Source organism: Mucilaginibacter ginsenosidivorans, from assembly GCF_007971025.1.
GTDB classification, from domain to species: domain Bacteria; phylum Bacteroidota; class Bacteroidia; order Sphingobacteriales; family Sphingobacteriaceae; genus Mucilaginibacter; species Mucilaginibacter ginsenosidivorans.
Genome location: NZ_CP042436.1, coordinates 4,914,034 through 4,935,216 on the forward strand (window position 1 = coordinate 4,914,034; position 21,183 = coordinate 4,935,216).

A 21,183-nucleotide genomic window follows, 5' to 3' on the forward strand; every position below is an offset into this window, starting at 1 on the left:
ACAGGCTTTTCTAATTTGCAACCAAATCTCCAAACAAAGCCGGGTGCCAGCTTTCTTTAAAGGGCACTTCCCATTTGGTTTCCAATTGAAGCAGGTCCTGAACCAGGTTATTGAATACGATCGTATTTGTTCCTATCCGCCCCGACTTGAGCAGTTCCTCAAACTCGCTCCGTGGCGCAGAAAGCACTTTTTCGCGGTCACGATACGCAAAATTGAAACGGTCGAACAGGTTAATGCCGAATTCCCGCTCTATGCCCTTCATAAAATTCACCGACTTATCAATGGAGCAACCGCTTGCCCCTGCCTGGCTTTCATCAACAATAAGGATTAGGAACCGCTTGTACCGCACCTCGGCCTTAGCTTTCAGTTGGTGGTTGTGAGCGGTCCACTCAGCGGCAAATTTATTTAGCCGGCTAAGTAACCCTAAAACCTGTTCGTCCGTTAATTCTTTGTCGGATTGGTACACCCAAACCCGGGAGTGTTCAGAAAATTGCATTTACAAAAATACTCAATTTATTAATTTAGGATAGGTGATCGTTGTCATGTTTAAATCACTTCTTTCAAAGGCTCCGAAATTTGTGATACTACTCGCCATTATACCTGTTTTGGCCTTCAAATATCATGGAAAGCCCAAAATGGATGAACAGGAATGGCTGCAATGGAGCAACAAATGCCTCCACGAATGCTACGACCCTTCCGGCGAAGCTAAATTGAAGAATTGGGAACTTACCATCTCGTCCGAACATTTTCTGCGCCTTCGGAAAACTTTTCAACATGGCAAGCAGGAATATTTTTCGCTGCATTTGCATCTGTTTAACGACCTGGATTATTTCGGCGACATCAGCCACGGCACCCTGGAGCTAAAGGCCGACAAGGACGATATCATCGTCCAAACGTACGACGACCCCAAAGGCAATGTCGATTCAATGGCTACCGCATTGGACCTTCCGGTTAAGAATATGGAACCCGAAAGGCTAGATAGTTTGCGAAGTGCGTTGTTATTTTTTAAGACAGGCGGGTTATAAAAAGCGCCAGCTTGCGCGATTCTTTCTCCCCGGGGAAGGGCAGGAAGGGGTTAGCCCGTGTACGTCGGGCATTACAACCCGTTCACCCTCACTGTAATCTCCGCAACATCCAGCACCTGTATCTCTTGCTCTTTGTCCTTGCCTTTTACACCATCGCGCAACATCGTCATGCAGAAGGGGCAGGCAGCGGCCACAATTGTGGCTTTGCTTTCCAGTATATCCTCCATACGTTCTATATTAATGTCCTTAGTTCCCTTTTCCGGCTCCTTGAACATCTGCGCACCGCCCGCACCACAGCAAAGGCCGTTGCTTCTGCAGCGCTTCATCTCCACCAGATCGGCGTCCAAAATCTCCAGAGCCTTTCGCGGCGCTTCGTAGACATCATTCCCCCTGCCTAAATAACAAGGATCATGATAAGTAATCCTCCTGCCTTTAAAACTCTCGCCGCCTTCGGCTTTCAGTCTGCCTTCGTCGATCAGTTGCTGTATCAGTTGCGTGTGGTGTATAACCTCGTAATTGCCGCCCAGGCCAGGGTATTCGTTTTTAATGGTATTAAAGCAATGCGGGCAGCCTGTAACTATCTTTTTGGTATTGTAGACGTCCAGCACCTGTATATTCATCATGGCCTGCATCTGGAACAGGAACTCGTTACCCGCGCGTTTGGCCGGGTCGCCGGTGCAGCTTTCCTCGGTACCCAACACCGCAAAGCTGATGCCCACATGGTTCAGTATTTTGCAGATATCACGCGTAATGCGCTGTGCCCTTTCATCAAAACTACCGGCACAGCCCACCCAAAACAGTATCTCGGGTTCCTTGCCTGCGGCGGCCATTTCGGCCATGGTCAATATTTGTACTTCACTCATATATGCGTCATAGTGTCGATGGACGATAGACCATAGACCATAGTTTTATTATTTTACACAAAGCTCCATGGACTATCGACCATGGACTATCAACTCAAGACTTCCGACTTAAGACTCTTCCTTCCAATTCAACCTGTCCGCCGCTGAATACTTCCAGGGCGCTCCGTTGTTCTCCACATTGCCGAACATGTTGTTTAAACTCGCCGGCGCCTGCGATTCTTCCATCACCACATAGCGCCGCATTTCGGTTATGATCTCCAGCGGGTTAATATTCACAGGGCAGGCATCCACACAGGCATTACAGGTGGTGCAGGCCCAAAGCTCCTCGCGGGTAATGTAGTTATCAAGCAGGGTTTTATCGTCCTTAAAATCCTTGCCGTTTTGGTCTATCCCCTTCCCTATTTCGGTTATGCGGTCGCGGGTATCCATCATGATCTTTCGCGGCGACAGCAGCTTCCCCGTCTGGTTTGCCGGGCATACCGACGTACACCTGCCGCATTCCGTACAGGTATAGGCCTCCATCAGGTTCTTCCAGGTGAGGTCGGTTACGTCTTTGGCGCCAAAACGGCTTACTTCCGCCGGTTCGGGTACGAAAGACGGATCGAGCATCGCTTTCACCTCGTTCGTAACCGAAGCCATATTGGTAAATTTCCCTTTAGGGTTCAGATTGGAATAATACACATTCGGGAAAGCCAGCAGGATATGGAAATGCTTGGAATAAGGCAGGTAATTCAAAAACGCCAGTATGCCGATGATATGGAACCACCAGCAACCGCGTTCTATCATTTCAAGCGCTGAAGCGCGATCCGGCAATAGCGGACCGAGCAGATCGCTTACCGGAAAATTTCCCGCTTTAATATAGTGCCCGAAGTTTAGCAATTGCAGCTTATGGTCGGCAGCGTTCATCGTCAGGAAAGCCGTCATTAGCAATATCTCGATGATGAGGATATAATTAGCGTCCGACTTCGGCCATGCCGTCATCTCCACCCCGCTGAAGCGTTTCAGCTTACCGATATTCCGGCGGATAAGGAAAGTAACACAAGCCACCAGCACCAGCACCGCCAGTATCTCGAACCCGCCAATCAGCAGGCCATACAAGCCACCGAGGGGATGCGAGAACACCCGGTGCGAGCCGAATACCCCATCTACCAGTATCTCCAACACCTCAATGTTAATAATCACAAACCCCACATAAATAAAAAGGTGCATCACTGCGGCGAACGGCCGCTTCACCATTTTGCTTTGACCCAGCGCTACCAGCGCCATGGTTTTCCACCTTTCGCCCGGGTTATCCGAGCGGTCGGTATCTCTTCCCAATAAAATATTTCGCCTGATCTTGCCAACATTTTTGCTGAAAAGCCAAATGGCGGCAGCCAGTATGATGATGAATATGATTTGCCCGATCATTATGCGTGCATAGTAATTTTTGTCAAAGTTAATTTTAAACTTGAAATGTCAAAGGGGAGTTGAATGGTTGATTAAGTTGATTGGTTGAAATTCGTTTTCCAAAAAGCTTTTTTCAAAAAAAGTTTTCATAAACAAAAAAACAGCTTACATTTGCAGCCCCAACGGGACGGTATCATAGCTCAGTTGGTAGAGCAAAGGACTGAAAATCCTTGTGTCGCTGGTTCGATTCCAGCTGATACCACTCTTAAAAGTCAAAAACCTTCAGCCGCAAGTCTGAAGGTTTTTTTGTAATGGAAGCCGAGAGAACCTTTACAAACGATATTATCTATAAAAGTTTATGACAGAGCTACCCCCCTGCCCATTGTGTAAATCGGCCTTCACCTATGAAATGGATGGCCTGCTTGTCTGCCCGGAGTGTGGTCACGAATGGAGCCCGGAAGAAGATGACGCCGGCAAGAATGAATTTGTTGTAAAAGATTGCAATGGTAATATTTTACAAAATGGCGATGCTGTGGTGATCATAAAAAATCTCCCGGTAAAAGGTTCATCCCAAAGCATAAAGGCCGGCACTAAGGTCAAAAATATTCGCCTGGTGGACAGCGACCATAACATTGACTGTAAGATAGATGGTTTCGGCGCCATGGCGCTCAAATCTGAGTTTGTGAAGAAAGCCTAACTATCGGTTGCTTTTGCCGTTCAGAAGGCCTTCCAGTGTAAAGCTGAAGGCTTTTTTCGTTTGGTTTGCCCGCGCGGAAACTAAGTGTAGAAAACATGGTTACCCGTCCACCTAAATCAGGCCATAAAAAAACCAGGAAAAGCTTTCGGCCTCCCCTGGTAATCAACTAACTATGTAACCAAATTAACGACGTGGTTATTTATCCCACCATACATGCGTGGTTAGCAGGTCGGGACCCTGCCGGGACACGGCTGCATTGTAATTTGCAGTGTTGATGGATGCCTCCGAAAGCGGGTACATCATCCTGCGTGGTATGGTGCCGTTGGAGTTATTTCCCTGGTAGTTAACGGGCGTCAGAACAGGGTAACCGGTCCGGCGCCAGTTTGAGAACGACTCGTATTCGTCGTAGATCAGCGAGGCCCAAAATTGGGTATGTATCTGTTCCATTTGCTGATCGAATGTACCCGGCGCTAACGGGTGCGCTGCCAGGTAAGCATCTATTTTTACTGCCGAAATAGCACCTGCACTGCCATAAAGCGCCCACTGGTGCATGGCCGCTGTTACACCGGCACTATAATATGTGGCGGCCGTGCCCTCGGTGGTCCAGCCCCTCAGCGTCGCTTCAGCAAGCAGCAGGTTGGTTTCCGCATTGGTTAGCACCATCAGGGGGGCGGTATATTGCAGTATGGTAGCAGGATTAGGCTCGGAGTACGACTCGAAATTGACCGGCTGCGAAGTTAGCCCGTTGGGCATCCCTTTCTGGTTCGCCGCAGTAGTGTCGGGCACCGGGTTATTCGGGTCCTGGTAGTTCCATACAACCGCCAGCACACTCAAACGCGGATCGTTATTGTTTTTCAAGTAATTAATATAGGTATTGCTGTATTTATCGCCTTCTATCAGGTTAAGGCCATAGGCTGTAGCCGAATAGTCGTTTCCGATCAATTCGACAGCGATGGGGTTGCGGTTGATATTGATAGAACCCGACTGATATTTCATTACCGCAATGTCTGCATCGTTCAGTATCACACCGCCCGCTATCGCCTTCTGAACCCATTTTTGTGCGTTTGCCGGGTCCACTTTCGTCAGGCGCATGCCCAGGCGCAGCATCAGCGAATAGGCAAATTTTTTCCAGTTGCTGATATTCCCCCCGTATAGCAGGTCCGCCGTGCCGAAAGTAGCTTTACCGGCGTCGAAGGCCTGTGCAGCCGCATCCAGTTCGTTCAGCATGTCACTGTAAATATCCGACTGCGCATCATAAACCGGGAAAAACGTATTGTTAACGTACCCCTGCGCAGCCTGGGAGTAAGGCAGATCGCCGAACTGGTCGGTCATCCGGTGCATCACATAAACGCGCCATATCCGTGCCTCGGCTAATTTGTTTACATCTGCAGGGTCTGAACTTGCCCTGATCACATCGCTGATCTCGCTCACTGTGTTTTGATAGTAAACATTTAATGCTGCGCCGCCCTCGTTATTGGTAAGGTATTTATCGCCAAAACCCGATGCGAGTTTATAATTGGCAAAGTGCTGGATAAAGCCCGCCACGTTTGATATCTGCGAAGCATAATAATTTGCGTTAAAGGCGTCCAGTTCGGCCTTTGAGAACAGGTAAGGAACCGTAGGCGATGATATGGCGTTGGGGTCGGTATTGATAGCCACAAAATTCTTTTTGCATGCCGGCGTCATAATGGCAATTATGGATACCAGGCATACGCCTAAATATATTTTTTTCATTTTCATCATTCGAAAAATTAGAATTTCACCATTAAGTTTAAACCGTAACTGCGGGTACGCGGAACGCCAAACATTTCCAAACCTTGCTCGTTACCCGCCGTAAAGGTTGATTCCGGGTCGATATTCGGCGCTTTTTTGTACAGGATCAACAAGTTTCGCGCAACAAACGAAACGTTCAGCGACTGGATCTTTACCGATCCGATATGCTTTGCCGGAACGTTATAACCGAATATCACCTGCCTTAACTTGATGAAACTGCCGTCGTAAACAAAAAAGCTCGATATATTTTTGCGGTTATCATAAAAATTGGCAAGGTCGCTCACCGGAACGGTGTAGTTGAACGGCTGTCCGCCGTCGTCCACACCGCTGAGTGCCAACCCGCTCTCCCTGCCAGGCAGGGTACTCTTCAACAAACCGAAGCGGTCGCCGTAAAGGTTGGTACCCGAATATATTTTGTTGCCGTATTTCCCGTCTATCAAAAAGCTGAAATTAAACCTGTGATAGTTAAAGCTGTTGGTAATGCTCATTGCCGAAGGCGCTACGCCAGTGCCCAGGTCCACAGGGGCGCCCTGTTCCTCGTTGCCGTTTGCCGCATATACCGTGCGACCCTGCGCATCTTTTTTAAGTGCATAAGCCTGTAACTGTCCATAGGGCTTACCAACTTCGGCGTAGATAGAAACATAACTATTGACCGCTGTACCCAGGAAGAAACTGTTCTGGCCGGCGGCCAGTTTCTCAACCGTGTTCTTGTTGTACGAGTAGGTGTAAGTTACATCCCAGGTAAAGTGGTCCGCCTTCACGGGCCTGCCCGTCAGCAACAGTTCAATACCCTTGTTGCTTATTTTACCTATGTTGAGGTATGCCGAACTAAACCCGGATAATGGGTCGACGTTAGCCGGAACGATGTCATTGATCGTTGTCCGGTTATACAGCGCGAGGTCCAGCCCCAAACGGTTCTTAAAGAATTTCAGCTCTGTGCCCACCTCGAAGGTTTGCGAGATATAAGGCTTTAACTTGCTGTTGGGCACAACCAGGTCGCCGTTTACGTCGCGGCTTATCTGCTGAAGCGGAATGGTGCTGCCCGCCAGCTGGCTGTAGGTGAGGTTAATACCATAAGGGTTCGGTGCGCCGCCGCCTACCTGGGCCCACGAGGCTCTTAATTTGGCATAGCTGATCCATTCGGGCAGCCTGGTGGCTTCTGAAAGGATGAAGCTTCCGCTCACCGACGGGTAAAAGATATGATCGTCCTCAATGCTCAGGGTCGAGAACCAATCATTTCTCCCGGTCACACTCAGGTAAGCGATACCCTTATAGTCAAAATCTGCGGATGCAAAAACCGAGTTGACCGCAGTTTTGGTGTATTTGGGCAGGGTAACCACTGCGTTTACATTGGACAGGCTATAAAAGAAGGGAATATTAAAGTTACTTCCGTCAACCTCCACACCATCAAGTGTATGCTGCTGCTTGTTACCGCCTGCCAGCACATTCACATTAAAATCCTTAAGGAATTTAGTGTTATAGTTCAGTGTAAGTTCTGAGTTTATTTCAGAGGTGCTGTACTTCGTTACGTTCATTACCCCCTGCGGTGCATAAGCTGTACCGGTTGGCGTAATGCCTGTATAATCGTACGACAAATAATCGTCGCTCACACGGCCCTTGATAAATAAGTTGTCCAGCAAATTATATTTAACACTGGCGTAGCCGATAAAACGGTTCTTGGTGTCTTTTTCCTGGAACCGGTTAACAACAAAATAAGGGTTTGATGCATAGCCCGAAACATTCCATAAGGTCTCATTGCCGTTGGCATCGTAGCCTGGCGCCAGGTTACGGATATCCACCGAATTGGCTATCATATAAGTACCCCAGTTGGGGTTGCCCAATGCATCGCCCAAACCGGGCCGGTTGATATTATTTTCAACATTGTACTGAGCTACGGCTTCAATGCTCAGGTTCTTGCCTAATTTGGCGTTCACATTCAGGTTGGATATCTTCTTATCCAGCGAATTGTTCGGCACAATGCCTTTATTATTCAGATCGGAAACCGAGAACCTGAAATTGAGCGCCTCTGAACCACCCGTAAATGCAACTGTATTAGTAAAAGTTTTTCCGGTATTGTAAAAGTTTTTGATGTTGTTTTTCTGTGCAATGTAGGGTCTCGACACGCCGTCGAATTGTATGACGCTTGAACCATCAAGTTTTGCGCCGAAGGATAAACGTCCGTATGAAATGGCGTCCTGCTGGTTGGTAACCACGGTACCGAACTTCCCTTCGCCGTACTGATACTGCCAGTCGGGTATAACCAGCGGCGTTTCGGCTGCAAAAGTGGAGTTGTATTCAACCCCGACCCCTTTTTGGGCGGCCCCTTTTTTGGTAGTTATCAGGATGACACCGTTGGATGCGCGTGAACCATACAATGCGGATGCCGTGCCGCCCTTCAAAACACTGATAGACTCAATATCGTCCGGGTTGATACCGCTTATACCGTCGCCGTTATCCACGTTCAGGCTGGTTCCCGAGCCATTGGTTGTATTGGGCGTGGATGGTACATTATCGATAGGCATACCATTAACTACGTACAACGGCTGGTTGTTACCCGCAATACTTCCGCTGCCCCGTATCACCACCCTGCTCGAACCACCCGGCCCGCTTGCAAGGCTTGATACATTAACGCCGGCCACTTTACCTTCCAGCGCGTTGGCAACGTTTACCTCACGGGCCTGCACAAGATCCTCGCCCTTAACTTCGGTAACAGAAAAACCTACGGCTTTTCTTTCCTTCCTGATACCAAGCGCTGTTACCACAACCTCGCTCAATGCGCTCGAGGCCGGTTTCAGCCTGATGATCAACAGCGAACTCAGGTTAGCCGCCGTTACCTCCTCCTTGTTGTACCCAATGTAGGCCACAACAACGGTAACCGGCTTGCCGTTATATTTATCGGGGATGTTTAATTCAAATTCTCCTGCATTATTTGTAGTGGTCCCAACGCCGGGGTCGTTTTTTAAGATCACCGACGCACCCGGAACAGGCTGCGAATTGTCATCGAAATAAACCTTGCCTTTCAGCACCCCCGCCGTATATTCTGCCCTGCTGTTCGGCGGACCAATGGCGTCGGACGATTTATTTTTGACGTCGCTTTTCTCAAAGATGATGATCTTTTTGTCAAACTGCTTGAAATCGAGATCAGTATTGTCGAGAATTAACTTCAAGGTTTTTTCGACGGTACGGGTTTCTTTTGGTATTGTGATGTTTTGATATAGAACAATTTTTTCAGAAGGATAGGCCATCTGGAAACCTGAAAGTTTTTCAATTTTTTTGAGGGTTTTCTTCAGCGGTTCATTTTTCGCTTCTATCGTGATCGTTTCGTCCTTTATATTTTGCGAATTACCCGTCTTTGCCAGCAGCAGCTGGGCCGTAATCAGCATAATGGAACAACAGCAAACACTTAATCTCATGATAAACGGAAAACCAATATGTGTGCATAATTGAGCGGCACTAAACGGCCGCTTTGCAAAAGCAGTATTTTTTTGCATTCTTTGTATAGTTTAAAAGTTTTCACCAAAATTTTTCGACTTCAAACTCCCATTGCTTCCCGGCTGGGAGTTTGTTTTTTCTGCGTGAACTCCCTGCTTCCCCAGAGAATCACTTGCTTTTTTTGCTAAGTTGTACCTGCTTTTCTTTTATTTATCCATACGCGTTGGTTTTTTTTTAACGGTGATCATTTTAATTACAGCCATTGCCATCAATGGTAATTTTTTGTGCATTTTCAAACTTATAGGTAGTGCCGCGGGCAGTACATAATATTTCGAGAATCTCTTTCAGGGTTTCTGTACCGGTAAATGATGCCGTGATAGGGCATTGTTCAAGCGCCGGGTTCTTAAATTCGATGGTTACCTGGTAGCGTTTACCTAGCAAAGTTGCAATTGATTTGAACGACTCGCCGTCGAACACCATATCGCTACCCGCCCACGTTAACGACTTCGATGCCTCAACTTTCGTTTTCTGAGCCACTGCGGTCCGGTTATCACAAACTACCTGTTCATTCGGCGTAAGTATTACCAATATCTTATGGTCGTCTTCAACTTTTACCTTTCCCCTGGTAACAGTAACCACTACTTTCTTTTGTGAAGGATAGGCCGCAATGTCAAAGGCTGTACCTAAAACCGTGGTCTTTATAGTGCCTGTATGAATTACAAACGGCTTATTTTCGTCGTGATGAATATCGAAATACGCTTCGCCAATCAGCTCCACCTCGCGCTTGCTCCTATTGAAGGCCGCGGGATAGTGAAGTGTGCTGCCGTGCCGCAATACCACTTTACTTCCATCCGCAAGTGTAATAAACTGGTTTTCGTTTTTCTTTTCGGGTACCGCAACCGCTATCCGGTTTGGCGCCGGTTCTACCCTGTTGAATAAATAATATGCTCCGGCCAATAAACCGAACCCTACCAATACCGCAGCGACGCGGGTTATCCACCTAATGGGGTTGATGCGGCGAATACCGGCTTCCTTATCGATACGGCCCCTGAACCGCACGAACATATCTTTCGCCAATTCATCTTCACCTCCTGCCGAGCGGATAATATCTTCGAATGACCGGTCATTAACATCGAGTGATTGATACCAGGCGTTTAATTCGGCATCTTCATCAGGTGTGCATATCCCTTTATAATAACGATCCAGTAAATAATTCAGTCGTTTGGTTTCCATTGTAAGCGTTTACAAAATATAAAACACTTAACCCTGGCATCACCGTTACTTAACATCGGCTTTTTTTGAAATTTTCTTTTGAAGCTCCGCTCATTTTAAAAAAATAAGCAATTGTACTGCTACTTATTAAAAAAATTGCCTATAAAGCATCCAGACTCGGAATATTTTTATTAATATCGTTTTCGAAACTTTCCCGTGCATTCGAAAGTGTTTGAAAAGGAACTGTTTGCCCTTTTTAACTATTAATTTTAGCTGGTATCAACCCTATTGATCAATATAGCGACGCTGAATTAATTGCGCTTTGGCAGCAAGGCACCGAATATGCATTTGAAATTTTATATAAAAGGCATGTTGTAAAACTGCTGTCTGTTGCCTCAAAGAAAATTGACGACACTGAAACAGCGCAGGAATTTGTGCAGGATGTGTTTATTAGCCTGTTCGAGCGTCGAGATTCGTTCGACCCCAAAACTTCTTTACCGGCTTACTTATATGTGGCGCTAAAAAACCGCATTTTAAATCACTATCGTCACCAAAGCGTTCAAAAACGATATGAACAATACGTTGTGCTGCAACAGCCCGTCGTAACAGAAACCGCCATCTCGCAACTTCAGGGTAAAGAATTGGAAATGCAGATAAACGAAGAAATAAAAAAACTTCCGCTGCAATGCCGTACGGTATTTCTGCTGAGCCGCAGCGAGGGCCTGCCCCATAAAGAAATTGCCGCGCACCTTGATATTTCAGTGAATACCGTGGAGCAGCATATGCGTAAGGCATTACGGATATTAAGGACATCCATGGGTAATTACCTGCACCTTATAGCTCTCCTGTTCTATTTCTGGGATAAATAGTACCTGATACTCTTTACTTTTATTCGAAACAGACAAATCTTACTATACTTGTTCCTTAAGTGGTTTACGATGCCAGTAATTAGCCAGCAACGACCCTGTGATGTTCATAAGCGGGCCGAATACGGCAGGCGCCAGGCCCACTGTGGCAATTTTTCCCAATCCTTTTGCCAAGCCCGACGCAAGTCCGGCGTTTTGCATCCCTACTTCTATAGCCATCGTACGGCAATCGCGTTCGGGCATTCTGAACAAGCGGCCGGCCCAGTAGCCCAGTGTATAACCCGACAAATTGTGGATCAGCATAAGCAGGATCAGCATAAAACCAATGTTCAATAAGCTGCTTCGACCGGCGGCTGTAATGATCACAATGATCAGCGCGATGCCGAACATGGATACCAGCGGCATTAATTTTTCCAGCCATAACGCCCGTTTTAGCAGATACTTATTAAAAAGGATGCCAGCGCCTATCGGTATGATGACGATTTTGACAATGTCCCACATCATGCTTAATACATCGATCTTGATAAATGCCCCGCCGAGAAGTTTCATTAGCAACGGGGTAAAAATTGGGGCCAGCATAGTAGAAACCGCTGTTATGGTAATGGATAAAGCCAGGTTTGCCTTAGCCAGGTACGACATGACATTGGAAGCCATACCGTTTGGCGAACAGCCCACCAGTATTATACCGGCCGCTATCTCGGGTGGAAAACCGCTTAATTTTGCCAGCGCAAAACCAAGCAGCGGCATAATAATAAAATGACTGCCAACACCTACAAACACTCCCCTTGGCATTTTAATTACGCCTGCAAAATCGCTCAGCCCCATGGAAGTTCCCATGCCGAACATAATAAGTTGTAAAAGCGGCGTAATAAGGCCCGAAAGCTTAAAGCCGTTTACAGTAATAAAATATTGCGGATAATATAAGGCAGTGGTTACAGCAGCAAAAATAACCACCGTATATGAAAAACCTTTTAACCGTTTGGACCCGCGAAAGGCGACGGATAACAGGACAAAAAAAGCGATGATAAAAGGCCCGGCGTGGGCAATTCCGTCCTGCCCGATGCGGATAGAGGCTACGAGCAGGCAAAGTATAGCTATACCGGCTATAACTTTATAAATATCGGTATTTCTCAATGGCTTAAATTTAGGTTGATTTTATTACCAGGTACGTTTTTCGGTAAAGGCATCTAATTGCGCCCTGGTTATTCTTGGTTCTTTAGGGTTTTCATCGAGCCATTTCATAAAGGCGTCCTTTAGCTGGCCGGTCCATTGGCTATCAATTTCACCGGGCGAGAACCTGCCCGATTTCAGCATGGCATGACTAAAATCATCGCGTACAGCTATAAACTCTGCTGTGGCAATAACCTTTTCGGCCAGGTGGGCCGGAATAAAAAGCACGCCTTCCTTTTCCGATATCACAAGGTCGCCGGGCAAAACAATAGCGTGGCCTATGCGTATAGGCGTATTAAGTCCCATCAAAACCATTCCTTCAAGGTAGGACGGGTCAAAATCGCGCACGAATGCGTTGAAACCCTTGATATCCTTTAAACCCGACAGGTCACGGGCCGAGCCGTCAAAAATAACCCCGTTACCCGATTTACTGAATATCGAATTGCCCAGGTTATCGCCTATCAGCGTTCCGCCCCTTATCTTCCCAAAACCATCGGCCACATAAACGTCGCCCCTGGTCAAGACATCTATCGGCCACGAATTGGTGTTCCCTTTACGCCCCTGTTTTGCTCCTCTCTCTTTAATATTTTTTTCAATATCGGGCCTGCTCGGCATATACATCGCCGTAACCACCCGGCCAACCACAGGTATGGTATCGTTAACCATCTTCCAGTCGCCTTCAAACTGGTTATTATAGCCCTCGTTCCGCAATACGGTCCATGCTTCTTCTATCCCTATCTTTTTTGCGCGTTCTATCAAAGCATCGGGGATCTTTGGCCTTCCATCAGGAAATCGTTCACCTTTCCATTCAGATGTATAAAAGATGAGCTCATCCCTCGAAATGGTTTGCGCCCTGGCAGCCTGGCAGCAGCAAGCGCTGGTTAGTAACGATAACAATAAAATTTTGTAGTGTCTTCTCATGGTTTATAAAATGGTGCGATATAGCTAAGTTAGTGTGTTTCTCCTTTTAAAGTTGCCTGCTTGCTCAAAGCAACCTTTTTAGAGGGATAAACCGGCGACGCGATACCGTTAAGGTCATATAATATCTTTCCGGCCCTTACGGTAAGCTCGCATTCCAGCTTTTTACTGGCTTCTACTTTGTAACCTGTGTAATCAAAAAGGCCGAATTTACCTTCGCGAATGCTCAGCACGGCTATATCGGCATCGGCACCCACGGACAGGTTACCCAGTTCCTCATGTTTTATTTCTTTCGCGGGGTTTGATGTGCTGGCTTGTATCACATCGTGCAGCGACATTCCCAGTTGCAAAAATTTGGTCATGCAGGTTAGCATATCCTTCATGGCATCATTCATGCTGCCAACGTGGATATCGGTGCTGATGGAGTTGGGGAAAAAGCCCTCTTTAGTTGCCGGCAATGCCTGCGAATACGCGAAACTGATGCCCCCGTAGCCGACGTCAAAAATGATCCCGCGCTTCCTGGCCTCATAAACAAAGGGCTTCACCTTGTTTGTTTGCAGGTCCACAATGTATTCCCTGCTGCCAAGCTGACCGAAACAGTGTGTAAAAATATCGCCGGGGCGCAGGTGTTTCATAAATAACTCTTCGATCGACAGCGGTGGGTTACTTCCACCAAAGTCGATCATCACTGGTATGCCGCCTGCAAGCGCGCCCGCTTCCACGGCACGGTCGGTAGGTGCCCAATCGTGTCCTTCGTAATGAGCCAGCTTAATGCCTACAACAATATCCTTATATTTCCTTGCCATCAGCGCGGTCATTTTCGGATCCATATCGTTCAGGTTCTGCTCGTATCCGCCGCGCATACCCTCGCCCACTATGTTCAAAAATGCCAGCACCCGGGTTTTAGAAACATCTATCGTTTGCGATTTAAACGTTGGAAATGTTCGCCAGCCCGAACTGCCCGCATCTACAACCGTAGTAACGCCGTTCCTGAAAGTAAATCCATCAGGTGCTATCCCCAGGTTTCCGTCTTCGTACTGATGGTCGGGCTGTGTACCGTAAAAATCGTGCGTATGGATGTCTATCAATCCCGGGGTTACATACATCCCCTTTGCATCAACTACCTGCCCCCCCTGTTTGGGGTCGATGTTTTTTGCAACAAGCGCGATTTTGCCGCCATCTACCGCCACATCCATCACGGCGTCAATATCATTTTTGGGATCGATGACATGGCCGCCTTTGATCACGATATCATAGGATTGCGCCATACCCGCCGGACCAAGGGCCAACAAAAGAGCCATTAACAGAAAAAAATTCTTCAGCATTTCAGGTCTATAATTAGTTTACGGCTTATCTCAGGTGGCCTGTTGCAATATCGATTTTACCCTGCCGGCCACAATATCCACCTGGTCGGGCCGCAAAAGCACCACACCTACGAGTAAGTGATCTTTTCTGCCGCCGGCAACAATGCTTGGCGTGCCGCCTTTCAGGGCTTTCACTACGTCTTCGGGCTTTATTTTTATCTTCTCCGGGTCCCATGTCACCTTCAGGCTCGGAAATGCGTTAGCCGGCCCAGGATCAACCAACGTTTCGGTCTTAACGCTTTGTACCGTTTCGAGCTGCGAACCTATATGTTTGGCACGTTGCAGCCAGTCTTCCCATTCTTTTTTATGGTCCCTCTCCAGGTAAGCTTTCAGGGCAGCGTACATGCCGAACATCTCCTCCTTATTTACTTTCATGGGCCTGCCGATAGGTGCTTCGTTAGGACTATGATTGGCGCGCGCGGCGGTTATCAGGTCCTTCCGTCCAAAAAGCAGGCCGGCGCTTTGCGGACCGCGTATCATTTTTCCGCCCGAAAAAGTAACCAGGTCAAAGCCTATCTTCTGATACTTGAACAAGTTTTCTACAGGTGGCACGTCCGCAGCGGCATCTAATAAGGTAGGGATATTATGCTTTTTGGCAACTGCCACAAAATCGGCGTGCTGGATACTGCTTTTTTCCGCTGCATTGAAAAATAATGCCATTACCGTCCTGTCATTGATCGCCTTTTCCATTTCATCGGCACCTTCAACTTCAATAATTTTAGCGCCGGTTGTAGTGACTGCCTGGTCGAAAAGATAGCGGTGTGTTTTTTGCATGATAACCTCTGGCCTTGGGCCAGGCAAGTTTGGCAATAGTTTGATCTTTTCCGGGTCGGTCCCGGTTATAGCAGCCGCAGTACTTAATAATATGGCGCAAGCCGCACCTGAAGTCACCATAGCAGCCTCTACATGAAGCATTTCGGCAATTTTAGCGCCTACTTTATCCTGCAATTCGTACATATTGGCAAAATCGTGCGAGGTTGAATTGATAGCCTCCAACACTTCTGGCAACATCAGCGAACCCGACAAAAACGTCATGGTTACCGATGCATTGATAACCGGCGTAACACCAAGCTCTTTAAACAGATCGCGTTCCGGCTTTACCGGTAACGCCGGCGCTTTTCCGCCAATCGACGCGGCAGCCTTGCCAACAATACCGCCTGTTAAGGGTAAAATGGTAAGGCCTTTTAATATATCTCTACGGTTCATTTTCGATAGTTTTAGATATAAGCTATGCAATCCATTTCCACCAGCGAGTTGCCAGGTACACCGCCCTTTGCTACGGCAACCGTAGTGCGCACCGGCGGATTGTTGCCGAAACGGCCCTTGTACACCTCGTTCATACCCTGGTAGTCGGCAATATCATTCAGAAAAACAGAAACCTTCAGTACCTTCTCCATCGAAGAACCAGCCTTAATAAGCTCTTTCTCTAGTTCCTTCAATACAATTTCGGTATGCGCCTTAATTTCAAACGGCTCCACATGCGCCCCTTTACCGGCAATAAAAACCATATTGCCCAGTTTGGTTGAACCCGAAAACAAGGGCACATCCTGTAACGTGGTTACATTGTTGGCTACCTTTTCGTCCGCAGGTTTTGCAATGGCATCCCTGCTTATTCCGAATACGGACAGACCTACCACCGAGGCCAGCATTTTTTTCAAAATAGATCTTCTTTGTTCCATGTTGTTTTAAGTTTTAGTGATCGTTTGTTTTTCTATGAGTAAAGCTATTTATTTCGAACTGACGGGTAAATTCTTTGGATTTAAGGTAAGTATATATTTGACCATTTTATTGGCATCGGCCAACGCTATTGCAGGATGCGGCGCCATCGGGATCGGTCCCCAGACGCCGCTGCCGCCTTTGATAACCTTTTGCGAAAGTTCGTCAACCGAGCTTTGATTTTGAGGATATTTTCCAGCAATGGCCGAATATGGCGGCCCCACCAGTTTGTCGTCTATCTTATGGCACGCCAGGCAGTCCGATTTGGATATCAGTGTTTTGCCCTCTTCAAGTTCGGGCGCAGCAGCAAAAGGCGGCGCAGGCGGGGGTACCACTTTGGCCACGGATGCAGGCGCTTTCCTTTTTACGGCGCCTTTTTTCTTTACCTGCGCTGGTGCATGCCAGGCAAAAACAATAAATACCATACTTATAATGCCTGTTATTGATCTTTTAAACTTCATAGTTATTTCTGTTTTTGCGACATTTTCCATTCACGGCCCGGCTCATCTACCCTAAAGGTTTCCAGGTTGCCCTGGTCCTGCAATGTGACATACATAGTTTTACCATCCGGTCCGCCGAAGGCAATATTGGTTGGCCGTTTGCCGATGAGGGCAATCTCACGGATAATTTTCCCATCGGGCGAAATTTTGGCTATGGTCCCTTTGCCGAAACGTGCCTGGTAAATGTTACCCTTTACATCGCATCTTAATCCATCCATTCCAAAATCTGTAAATTCGGTTACAAGATGTTTATTGCTTATTGTGCCTTTTGACGAAAGATCATAGGCCCATATCTTACGCTTTTCGTTTACATACAAGGTACGATTATCCGGACTCACATCTATACCGTTAACGGTGGCCATACTATCCAAAAGTGTTATTTTTCCATCCGGGTCGATACGCCATATTTTACCTGTCCCTGCTTTCCAGTTCGGGTCGCTGGCATATATCCTGTCCTTATTATCAATAGCGATATCATTGGGCTGGCTCATTGTCACCTCATGGGCCAAAATGGTTTGTTGTTTGGTAGCCATGTTCACTTTAATAATGTTATGCCCCGTATAATCCGCTATCAGCATATTCCCATGGCTATCAAACCTGGTCCCGTTACCGGTGCTGCCTTTGGGTAATTCGATAAAAACAGAAGCCGATCCGTCCGGCGTCATTTTGCCGATGGTCCCATCGTGACTGAAATTCACAGCGTAAATATTGCCATCTTTATCAACCGCCGGCCCTTCGACCCCTATGGTAAAGCTATTAACAGGTGTAAATAAGACTGATTTAAAAAGCAACGCCGTATCCGCAGACTGGGCATTTGCGCTTACTGTAACTATTGTAAGCCATGCCAATACGAATAGCTGCTTAGTGAAAGCGGGGTTATGGACCTGTCTAATCATGAGTTTCTTTCGGTAATGTTTTTCTTACTGCGCCCACTTCTTCAGGCGTAACAATTTCAGGCAGGTTGTTAAAATTTGATTTTATATAAGTAAGCACCTCGGCTACCTGGGCGTCCGACAGGAAACTGCCGTGCCCCGGCATCACCTCGTTATAGGACAGCCCTTTCACCTTCACAGGACCTTTTAACCCGTTAAGGATCACTCTTATCAACCGGGGTGTGTTGTAATTCACCCACTCGGACTGCGCCAGCGGCGGGAACCTGTTTCCGTCGCCCTTCCCGTCTGCCTGGTGGCAGGCAATGCAATAAGTGCTGTACACCACCGATGTGGTGGCCATGCCTTTGAACAGGTTATCCTTTATTTCGTCGGGCGTTTTGATATTGGATGCCGTTTGCTTGCGCTTTTCCATAGCCGCCAGTTCGGGCGCCCCGAATTTCCTTTTGTCGCCTGTATACATGATCCGCCATATCCTGCCTCTTTCGGTATCGCTCACATACAAAGAGCCATCCGCGCCCTCAGCCAGCCCCATAGGACGATATACCGCATTACTTACATTGACTATCGGGTCAACCCCCGCAAACCCATCAGCAAATACTTCCCAGGGTCCTGAAGGCTTGCCATCTTTAAATGGAACAAATGCAATAATGTAGCCAGCCTGCGGGTACGGAGCCCTGTCAGTCGAACCATGAAAGGCCACAAAAGCGCCGTTTTTGTAATGCGCGGGAAATTGCTTACCACGGTAAAATAGTAGGTCATTTGGTGCAAAATGCGCCGGGAAGCCAATAAGCGGCTGCGTTAATTTTGCGCCTTCGCCCTCCTTAACCTGGTCGCCGCCAAATTCAGGATTAAGCAGTTTCTTCCCTTTGATCTGGTCGTAATAATAGTAAGGCCAGCCACCGTCAAACCCTTTGGTTACCTTAAAAAATTCCTCTGCCGGTTGCATCGCACTTTCCCAGGGTGTATATATATCGGGCCAAAGCATACGAAAATCGTCGCGGCCATGTGCTACCGTATACAGCGATTTACTCTTTGGGTCCCAATCCAGTGCTACTGTGCTTCGCAGCCCGGTAGCATATTTTACTCCATCAGCCTGATGTTGGCCGGTTTTATTGGCATCAAACATCCATATGCCGCCATGATCCTTTAACCAGGGATTACCTTTATTAGGCGATCCCGGCTCGCCAACCCCGGGCGATCCAGGCTGTCGGTTGTTTACCTGCCCCGCGTTCGAGCCGGCGCCCCAGCCAACATAAATGTGCCCTTTGTTGTCAAAGGCGATGGGTTTGGTCTGATGTTCATGATACGGCGGATTGTCTATAACAATCGTGTCTATTTTGCTGTCCGGAACCAGTTGTCCCTTTTTCAGTTTCATCCGGTAAACCATCAGTTCCGAACTGAAATACAAATAGCCATTATGTATCCGCATAGCCGTACCGTAAGTATGTCCGTCATATTTGCCAAAAGGAGTTATAATATCAGCCCTGCCGTCGCCATTAGTGTCTCTTAGGGCTATATTGCCATAGCCTCCGTTTAAATTGTGATTCCTGGCCTTTACATAAATATCACCGTTCTTATTAACAGCTATGTGCCTGGCCTGGCCCTTTAAGCTGTCAACGACAACCAGCGCCTGGAAACCATCCGGCAAATAAAGGCCGTCACTGTCGTTGTAAACAGGCAGTATCTTTAGCCGGGCGTTTTTCCACGAAAAGCCCATAAATGCAAGCAATGCGCCCGCGGCAATAAACTTCCACAAATGTGAATGAAAATAACTTTTAGCCTCAGTCATAGCAGTTCCAGTGCTTTTTTAAGGTTAATTAAGAAGTAAAACAGTAAAAAAATCAACAACCTTCGACCAGGCAGAAACTGGTCAGTTGCCTTAAATATCTTAGCGCTAAAGTTTATACAACTAACGCTTAAATCTTTTAATATCTAAAAACACGGCGCAACAGCACATATACACTCACCCTGGCGGTATAGCCAGGTCTATTTCGTTGGGGTGCCGTATTTTTATTATCGCAAGAGGCTGGAGTAATACTAATATTATCACTCACCATGTGGGAAGCAGGTAGCAACAATTGCAGTGGCAATATAATAGAAAAATTTTGGTTTCCAATAATTTTGATATTTTTCACTTATTCTACATTTGACTTTTCAAAAACTTCTATTTAGCATAGATATTATTAGCGCAGGATTAAGGCAAATGCGCAAATACTGTTTGGAAGTTCCTAACTTTGATTGGTTTTGAGTTATACCCATGTAGTATCTGTTTTAAAAATTCTCCTCTAAAATTGAAAACGCTAACCGAATTTAGAGAATCACTAACGCTGGAGCAGCCGGTCGGCGAGCTTTCTGCGCAGCTAAAAAGCCTGTGGTATGATGGTAAAGGCGACTGGCACCGGGCGCACGCCCAGGTCGATTACCTGGACGACCGCGACTCAGCGTGGGTACATGCCTACCTGCATCGTAAAGAAGGGGACATCGCCAACGCCGACTACTGGTACAGCAAAGCCCGGCAAAGCCGCCCCAACATGTCGCTGGATGAGGAATGGGGGCAGTTGGTGGAGCGGTTTCTTTGAGCATCTCCTCCCGATAAACTTCACAATAAATATCATCTTCAGGTCATAAACATTGAAAAATGTTAGTTTCAATTTAAAAATAGACTTTTTAGTATATTTTTGCAACGTTAATCTAAATAAAATGTTTACAAAGGCAGAAAGAACAAAACAATTTATTCTGGAAACAGCGGCTCCAATTTTTAATCAAAAAGGGATATCAGGCGCCAATATAGACGATGTGCTTGATGCGGCAAAACTGACCAAAGGATGCCTTTACGGCCATTTTGAAGGCAAGGAAGACCTTGCCTTACAGGTTGTTGATTTCATGTTGAATACTAACGGCGAAAAAATGTTGTTAACTATCAGCAAGGGAAAAACGGCGAAAGCTAAAGTATTTGCTTTTCTTGATTTTTATAAAGATCCTTTGAATACTTACCTTAAAGGCGGCTGTCCTGTATTTAATATCGCGGTGGAATCCGATGATAATTTTCCAACCATTAAGGAAAAGATAGCGAGTGTCATCCGACATGGACAGGAATTGTTTGTCAGTATTTTAAGTCAAGGCATTGCCGATGGTGAATTTTCCGACAAACTTGATCCGGCTGTTTACGCATTCAAAGCGGTATCCGCTGTTGAAGGCGCCGTTGTGATGTGCAGGGCGATGAATACTGCAAAACCGATGGCTGGTTTGCTCAGGAGCCTGAAAGCAGAGTTAGAAAGTTATGCAATATAATTTTTTGATATAAAATATACTAAAAGGTCTTTTTATATAAACACGACTAAGAACCAAGCACAAATACATCATTCTAA

At 46.8% G+C, this 21,183-nt stretch carries 19 protein-coding genes and 1 tRNA gene; 6 read left to right on the forward strand and 14 right to left on the reverse strand.

The window, feature by feature from the left end:
• Window positions 1–10: 10 nt before the first annotated feature.
• Window positions 11–496 carry an ABC transporter ATPase gene (locus FRZ54_RS22425; protein WP_147034041.1) on the reverse strand — a complete coding sequence of 162 codons (486 nt, stop codon included), beginning with the start codon at window positions 494–496 and terminating at the stop codon, window positions 11–13.
• A 46-nt stretch (window positions 497–542) separates the two neighbouring features.
• Here FRZ54_RS22425 and FRZ54_RS22430 point away from each other — a divergent pair, with 46 nt between their 5' ends.
• Window positions 543–1,025: a hypothetical protein gene (locus FRZ54_RS22430; protein ID WP_147034042.1), complete on the forward strand. Its 483-nt coding sequence runs from the start codon at window positions 543–545 to the stop codon at window positions 1,023–1,025.
• A gap of 71 nt (window positions 1,026–1,096) precedes the next feature.
• On the opposite strand, the gene FRZ54_RS22435 is transcribed toward FRZ54_RS22430, so the two are convergent.
• Window positions 1,097–1,888, reverse strand: coding sequence for a (Fe-S)-binding protein (locus FRZ54_RS22435; protein ID WP_147034043.1), 792 nt, complete (start codon window positions 1,886–1,888; stop codon window positions 1,097–1,099).
• Window positions 1,889–1,996: 108 nt separating this feature from the next.
• Window positions 1,997–3,295, reverse strand: a complete 1,299-nt coding sequence (locus FRZ54_RS22440) for a (Fe-S)-binding protein (RefSeq protein ID WP_147034044.1) — start codon at window positions 3,293–3,295, stop codon at window positions 1,997–1,999.
• A gap of 168 nt (window positions 3,296–3,463) precedes the next feature.
• On the opposite strand from FRZ54_RS22440, the gene FRZ54_RS22445 reads away from it, so the two are divergent.
• Together FRZ54_RS22445 and FRZ54_RS22450 are read left to right on the forward strand one after the other, a co-directional pair.
• A tRNA-Phe gene (locus FRZ54_RS22445) sits at window positions 3,464–3,536 on the forward strand.
• A 96-nt stretch (window positions 3,537–3,632) separates the two neighbouring features.
• Window positions 3,633–3,971, forward strand: coding sequence for a zinc ribbon domain-containing protein YjdM (locus FRZ54_RS22450; protein ID WP_147034045.1), 339 nt, complete (start codon window positions 3,633–3,635; stop codon window positions 3,969–3,971).
• A gap of 195 nt (window positions 3,972–4,166) precedes the next feature.
• Here the strand turns inward: FRZ54_RS22450 and FRZ54_RS22455 are convergent, their stop codons facing one another.
• The 3 genes from FRZ54_RS22455 to FRZ54_RS22465 form a co-directional block, all read right to left on the reverse strand.
• A complete protein-coding gene (locus FRZ54_RS22455) occupies window positions 4,167–5,705 on the reverse strand; it encodes a SusD/RagB family nutrient-binding outer membrane lipoprotein (protein WP_147034046.1) in 1,539 nt (512 codons plus the stop codon).
• A gap of 17 nt (window positions 5,706–5,722) precedes the next feature.
• Entirely contained in the window at window positions 5,723–9,157 is a 3,435-nt protein-coding gene (locus tag FRZ54_RS22460) for a SusC/RagA family TonB-linked outer membrane protein (protein WP_147034047.1), read from the reverse strand.
• 268 nt (window positions 9,158–9,425) lie between these two features.
• Window positions 9,426–10,409 (reverse strand): FecR family protein, encoded by a 984-nt coding sequence (locus FRZ54_RS22465; RefSeq protein ID WP_147034048.1) that lies wholly within the window; start codon window positions 10,407–10,409, stop codon window positions 9,426–9,428.
• A gap of 293 nt (window positions 10,410–10,702) precedes the next feature.
• On the opposite strand from FRZ54_RS22465, the gene FRZ54_RS22470 reads away from it, so the two are divergent.
• Complete coding sequence (locus FRZ54_RS22470; protein WP_228462738.1) at window positions 10,703–11,257, forward strand: RNA polymerase sigma-70 factor; 555 nt, start codon at window positions 10,703–10,705, stop codon at window positions 11,255–11,257.
• A 42-nt stretch (window positions 11,258–11,299) separates the two neighbouring features.
• Here FRZ54_RS22470 and FRZ54_RS22475 read toward each other — a convergent pair whose 3' ends face one another.
• The 8 genes from FRZ54_RS22475 to FRZ54_RS22510 are packed head-to-tail and all read right to left on the reverse strand — an operon-like array spanning window position 11,300 to window position 19,604.
• Entirely contained in the window at window positions 11,300–12,388 is a 1,089-nt protein-coding gene (locus FRZ54_RS22475; protein ID WP_147034050.1) for a bile acid:sodium symporter family protein, read from the reverse strand.
• Window positions 12,389–12,412: 24 nt separating this feature from the next.
• Complete coding sequence (locus tag FRZ54_RS22480; protein WP_147034051.1) at window positions 12,413–13,345, reverse strand: RraA family protein; 933 nt, start codon at window positions 13,343–13,345, stop codon at window positions 12,413–12,415.
• A 29-nt stretch (window positions 13,346–13,374) separates the two neighbouring features.
• The gene (locus tag FRZ54_RS22485) at window positions 13,375–14,667 is read right to left on the reverse strand and encodes an amidohydrolase/deacetylase family metallohydrolase (protein WP_147034052.1); all 1,293 of its coding nucleotides are present in this window, start codon (window positions 14,665–14,667) and stop codon (window positions 13,375–13,377) included.
• Between the two features lie 30 nt (window positions 14,668–14,697).
• A complete protein-coding gene (locus tag FRZ54_RS22490; RefSeq protein ID WP_147034053.1) occupies window positions 14,698–15,912 on the reverse strand; it encodes an aminotransferase class V-fold PLP-dependent enzyme in 1,215 nt (404 codons plus the stop codon).
• 11 nt (window positions 15,913–15,923) lie between these two features.
• Window positions 15,924–16,385 carry a RidA family protein gene (locus FRZ54_RS22495; protein ID WP_147034054.1) on the reverse strand — a complete coding sequence of 154 codons (462 nt, stop codon included), beginning with the start codon at window positions 16,383–16,385 and terminating at the stop codon, window positions 15,924–15,926.
• Between the two features lie 48 nt (window positions 16,386–16,433).
• A complete protein-coding gene (locus tag FRZ54_RS22500; protein WP_228462569.1) occupies window positions 16,434–16,883 on the reverse strand; it encodes a c-type cytochrome in 450 nt (149 codons plus the stop codon).
• 2 nt (window positions 16,884–16,885) lie between these two features.
• Window positions 16,886–17,818: an SMP-30/gluconolactonase/LRE family protein gene (locus FRZ54_RS22505; RefSeq protein WP_147034055.1), complete on the reverse strand. Its 933-nt coding sequence runs from the start codon at window positions 17,816–17,818 to the stop codon at window positions 16,886–16,888.
• A complete protein-coding gene (locus tag FRZ54_RS22510; protein ID WP_147034056.1) occupies window positions 17,811–19,604 on the reverse strand; it encodes a c-type cytochrome in 1,794 nt (597 codons plus the stop codon). The genes FRZ54_RS22505 and FRZ54_RS22510 overlap by 8 nt, the downstream gene beginning before the upstream one ends.
• 502 nt (window positions 19,605–20,106) lie before the next feature.
• Here FRZ54_RS22510 and FRZ54_RS22515 point away from each other — a divergent pair.
• On the forward strand, window positions 20,107–20,394 hold the full coding sequence (locus tag FRZ54_RS22515) for a hypothetical protein (RefSeq protein WP_147034057.1): 288 nt from the start codon (window positions 20,107–20,109) through the stop codon (window positions 20,392–20,394).
• Window positions 20,395–20,515: 121 nt separating this feature from the next.
• Window positions 20,516–21,106 carry a TetR/AcrR family transcriptional regulator gene (locus FRZ54_RS22520; protein ID WP_147034058.1) on the forward strand — a complete coding sequence of 197 codons (591 nt, stop codon included), beginning with the start codon at window positions 20,516–20,518 and terminating at the stop codon, window positions 21,104–21,106.
• Window positions 21,107–21,183 lie beyond the last annotated feature (77 nt).